This is a genomic window from Rhodopirellula maiorica SM1, from assembly GCF_000346295.1.
GTDB classification, from domain to species: Bacteria; Planctomycetota; Planctomycetia; order Pirellulales; family Pirellulaceae; genus Novipirellula; species Novipirellula maiorica.
The window spans coordinates 1-5,203 of the sequence record NZ_ANOG01000624.1 but is presented as its reverse complement, the minus strand read 5'-3'; the positions used below and the strand labels follow the sequence as shown (position 1 = coordinate 5,203).

Here is a 5,203-nt window from a genome sequence, read left to right as displayed (position 1 = left end):
GAATTGCAAGCGGTCGAAGGGGTCAGCGAAGTCGCCTCGATCGGCGGTTATGTTCGTCAGTATCAAATCGAAGTCGATCCCGACAAGCTGCGGTTTCATAACATCACGTTGGATGCCGTTGCGATGGCGATCAAAGGATCGAACCTCGACGTCGGCGCGAAAACGGTCGAGACCACGGGGATGGAATTCATCGTACGCGGCAAAGGATTCTTGGGCAGCGACGGTGACAAGAAACAGGCGGTCATCGATTTGGAACAGACCGTGGTTCAGCAGCGAGACGGCGTGCCGGTGCACCTCCGTGACGTTGCACGCATCCAGCTAGGACCTGATTTCCGCCGCGGTGCACTTGATTACAACGGTGCCGAAGCGGTCGGTGGCGTCGTGGTGATGCGGTATGGCGAGAACCCGCGAGCGGTGCTGGATCGGATTAAAGACAAAATCGCGGCGATCCAGCCGGCACTTGGTGGAGTCACGATCCACGGCGTGTATGACCGCAGCCATTTGATCGACGAAACCATGGCCACGCTGACGCATGCACTTCGCGACGAGATTCTGATCACCGCCGTCATCATCCTGCTGTTCCTGTTGCACGTTCGCAGCAGTTTTGTGGTGGCGATCAGTCTACCCGCAGCGGTGTTGATGTCGTTTATCGCGATGCACGTTGTCGGTGTCGAAGCCAACATCATGTCACTCGCCGGAATCGCGATCGCGATCGGAACGATGGTCGACATGGGGATCATTGTTTCGGAGAACATCTATCAGCATTTGGCGGAATGGGAGTCGGGAGTTGGGAGTGGAGGAGTTGGGAGTGGAGGAGTTGGGAGTGGAGGAGTTCGGCGCGAGCAAACTATTCCTTCACTCCCACCTCCCACCTCCCCTTCTCCCACCTCCCCCGCCCGCGCAGCGGTCATCTACACGGCGGCGGTCGAGGTGGCTCCGGCGGTGGTGACGGCGGTGGCGACGACGATCGTTAGCTTTCTGCCTGTCTTCTTTCTGACCGGGCGCGACTACAAACTTTTCTCGCCATTGGCGTATACCAAAACGTTTGCGATCGCGGCCGCGATGATCACCGCAGTAACGGTTGTTCCCGCACTAAGCCGGTTGCTGCTTCGCAGTGCCAATTATCAAAAGCGAACCGCCTTGGCTGCGGGGATCGCCTTGGCGGTTCTGCTTTCGATGACGGCTCATTTTCTGTGGGGGAATCGCATTGCCGAAGGGTTGGCAATTCCGCTCTGGACCGTATCCGCAGCAACCGGCGTGTTGGGGTTTGTGCTGGGGTGGCAATTGTTGCGTGAACGGATTCGTCCCATCGAAGAGATTCCGTCGAGCCGATTTGTACGTTGGATCTATGCCGCCCGTCTGCGTTACGCACTGAACAACAAAGCGGTCGCGTTGTCGTTCCCTGCGGTCTTGTTGGTGTTCGGTGTTGGCGCTTATATCGGCATGCCCACGGTCATGCGGCCGGTCGAACGCGTTGCCAGTTGGTTCGGCGCCGATCTGAATGAGTTTCCTGGCTACGTCGATGCAAAGCATATCTTCACGGGACTTCGCAGCGATGATTGGATCGCACTGGACGAAGGCAGTTGGTTCTACATGCCGACGTTGTATCCGGCAGCAAGTTTTTCGCAGGCGATGCAGGTGCTGCAAACGCAAGACGTATTGATCGGCCAAATTCCGGAGGTCAAAGATGTACTGGGCAAGATCGGTCGTGTTGAATCGGCACTCGATCCCGCGCCCGCCGCGATGGTGGAAACCTATGTGATGTTGAAACCCGAGAGCGAGTGGCGCGATGGTGTGACCGCTCGTGACGTGTGGGATGAAATCAACCGCGTCGCTACCCTGCCAGGGGTAACGCCGGCATCGGCGCTGCAACCGATCGAAGGCCGAGTGGTGATGCTGCAAAGCGGCATCAAGGCGCCGATGGCGATCCGCGTGTATGGCGATGATTTACAAACGCTCGCCGACGCGGCGCTCGCAGTTGCTGCCACGCTAAGACAGTCACCGTATATCAACGCAGGAACGGTCAATCCCGACATCGTGTTGGGAAAACCGTATCTCGAATTTTCCGTCAATCGCGAAGCGGCGTCGCGGTATGGGATGAGTGCAGCGAAGGTCAACGAAGTCATCGAAACCGCACTGGGCGGCATGAATTTGATCAAAACGGTCGAGGGCCGCGAGCGTTATCCCGTCCGTTTGCGGTATGACCGTGACTTGCGAGAACACATCGATCAACTCAGTCGATTGCCGGTCGTGACCGACAGCGGTGCCGTGGTTCCACTCGAGGAATTGGCGACACTGGAAACGACCTGGGGGCCGGGTGCGATCAATAGCGAGAACGCTCGATTGGTCGCCCATGTCGCGTTCATGACCAACGGCGCGGCGGGCGATTTGGAATCGGTATTGGCGATCGAAAAACAATTGCGCCAAGCCCAAACACTGCCCTCAAAACACCCCAATCATTTGTCGCTTCCGCCCGGCTATTCGCTCGAAGCGGTCGGCAGTTTTCGTAATCAAATCGAAGCGAACCAACGTTTGATGTGGATCATCCCGCTGGTGATTCTGATCAACCTGCTGTTGATTTACCTTGAGTTCCGAAACCTGCCGATCGCGATGGCGGTCTTTACCGGAATCCCTGTTGCGTTCGCTGGCGGGATGGTGTTAGTCGGATGGATGCAAGTCGAATTGAATACCGCGGTGTGGGTCGGGTTCATCGCGTTGTTCGGTTTGGCCGTCGATGATGGCGTCGTGATGGCGACCTACATTCATCAATTACTACAAAAACGCAGCATCAAATCGGTCCAGGACATCCGCAACACCGTTTACGAAGCCGGATTGAAACGTATTCGGCCTTGCATGATGACCACCGTCACCACGTTGGCGGCGCTCATTCCCGTGTTGATCGCGACTGGCCGCGGAGCCGATGTCGCTCGCGCGATGGCGATCCCGGTGTTCGGTGGGATGTTAGCGGAACCATTCACCTCGTTCATCGTGCCGACGCTGTACAGCGGTTATCTGGAAATCAAGATGCGACTCGGTTTCCAAGACGCATTATGGGATGGCGACGACAACAGCGTTCTCGATCCTGGTCGCGTGAGCCGTGGGCCGTAAGGCACCGGGTAATTTCCGAGGCCCGGTTGCTGTCGAGAACGCCCGGCTTAGGCCAGAGGCCGATACATCCTCTGCCGTGGCCGTAAGGCCACGGGATGTAGCGAATGAGCTGCAAAGGCCGGAGGCCGACACAATGACTGTGTAAATGTGTCGGCCTCCGGCCTTGGGTTTGTCGCATTCCAAACCGGTGGTTAACACCACCGGCATGAATTGTACCGGCCTCCGGCCTCAAAAAAAGAACGAATGCGAGTAGAGTCACCTTAAGCCGGACGTTCACTCACGGCACACGGCTCGCTAGATCAACGACCCGCTTATTCATCGATACATCAAAAAAATATCTCCTTCCTCGTGAAGGATTCCAATTGCCAACTAACCCATCGTTCGACCGCGTCTCAACTGTAGCCACCGAACGAGTCACGTTTTTCCCTACCTTCGAAAGTGAGAACAAGGATGAATCGTTTTATTCCATTCAAAATGATACTGATTGCCGCTACGGGCTTGATTCCGGTGTCGGTGTCGGGGCAAACACATCACGCGGGGCCAGCCCACGACCATGCGTCAGCGAACGTCGCAGCCACCGCCGAGCACCCAGTCCAAGGGCCTCATGGAGGGTCGCTACGACAAAAGGGTGAGATTCAACTGGAGACTGTGGTCTCGCAAGGTGGTATCCAATTGTTCGTATACGACCGAGCCGGATCGCCTGTGGCGGTGCAGCAAGGCCGAGGGGCGGCGTTACTACGTGTCGAAGGAAACGCAAAACGCTATCGCTACGATCTGCTTCCCGATGGCAAAGGCGGTTTGTCGGCGGTAGTCAACTTATCGGCAATCGCAGGACGACAGATTGAGATCGATGTTCAATTGGTGGGCGTGCCCTCGACCAGCGGCCAAGCGGTGGTCTTCAAAGAAGTGGCAACGGTTCCGGCCAGTGAAACTCAGCTTGCCGCGGCCGCGATTGCGAGACAAGAGATTTGTCCTGTGTCCGGCAAACCGCTGGGCAGCATGGGGGATCCTATTGCCGTCGATGCCAACGGGCAAAAAATCTATGTCTGTTGCGCTGGATGTGTGAACGCCGTGAAATCGAATCCGGCGAAATACGCATCTGGACGACCTGAAATTACGGTCACTAGCGCCACCGCCGCAGACGCCGCCTTGGTCGCCAAGCAAGCCAAATGTCCGGTCATGGACGAACCGCTCGGCAGCATGGGACAGCCTGTCAAAGTGATGGTCGGCGACAAACCGATCTTCTTGTGTTGCAAAGGATGTGTCAAAAAGATCAAAGCGGAACCTGCAAAGTATCTCGCCGCTGTCTATGGGGACTCGGCGAAGCCGACGAAGCAAGTCTCCGCCAGTGTTCCCGCTCGTGGTGAATCGGTACGCGAGGGCGTACTCAAAGTCACCGCTGCTGATGCACCGTTCATCGCCAAGCAAGTCAAATGTCCCGTGATGGACGAACCGCTCGATGCGATGGGCGGCCCGTTTAAGGTTAATGCGGTTGGTAAAGCGATCTACATCTGCTGCCCTGGCTGCGCGAAAAAGATCGCCGCGGATCCCGCCAAGTATCTTACGATTCTGAAGTCACAAGGCGTGCAGGCCCCTGAACTACGTTGACAAGTCGGGATTGAGCGAGGGGGGAAGTCGAGGTCGCCCAACATCTCCTAAACTCCCAGCTCCCAGCTCCTTGTCTGCTCTCGCGGGGGCGGTGTCCGTTGGATTTGCAGTTTCGGTTGCAATGAAGCACACGCCGCCCCTGCCTTTTTTGTTTCTCTTCTCACTACTAAATGATCACTGCGAAACGATCCGTTGTATCGACATGCGGGTTACTATTAACTCGATCAAATTACACTTAACTCTGTACTATTGTACGGAGTCGATAATAGGTGTTGGAGGAAGATGAGATGGCAGGGTTCACGATCGGTAAAGTGGCTAAGGCGTCAGGTGTAGGAGTCGAGACGATTCGCTTTTATCAGCGCAGCGGATTGATCAACGAACCGACGCCGATCAGGACATCTTTTCGCGAATATCCTGCGGCGACCGTGGATCGCATCCGGTTTATCAAACGAGCACAGAACCTTGGATTCACGCTTGCCGAGATTCA

3 protein-coding genes are annotated in these 5,203 nt (G+C 56.4%); all 3 read left to right on the top strand.

Going from position 1 to position 5,203, the window contains the following annotated elements; translation table 11 throughout:
* Positions 1-3,108, top strand: a 3,108-nt coding sequence (locus RMSM_RS20095) for an efflux RND transporter permease subunit (protein WP_052031717.1), incomplete at its 5' end; no start/stop codon positions are given.
* A gap of 450 nt (positions 3,109-3,558) precedes the next feature.
* Positions 3,559-4,716: a hypothetical protein gene (locus tag RMSM_RS42840; RefSeq protein WP_008700296.1), complete on the top strand. Its 1,158-nt coding sequence runs from the start codon at positions 3,559-3,561 to the stop codon at positions 4,714-4,716.
* 269 nt (positions 4,717-4,985) lie between these two features.
* The coding region (locus tag RMSM_RS20085; protein WP_008700295.1) for a MerR family transcriptional regulator at positions 4,986-5,203 on the top strand (218 nt) is incomplete at its 3' end.

Bases quoted from the DNA above. Each gene is read 5' to 3' on its own strand.
- RMSM_RS42840 (WP_008700296.1), top strand. From the start codon at position 3,559: ATGAATCGTTTTATTCCATTCAAAATGATACTGATTGCCGCTACGGGC.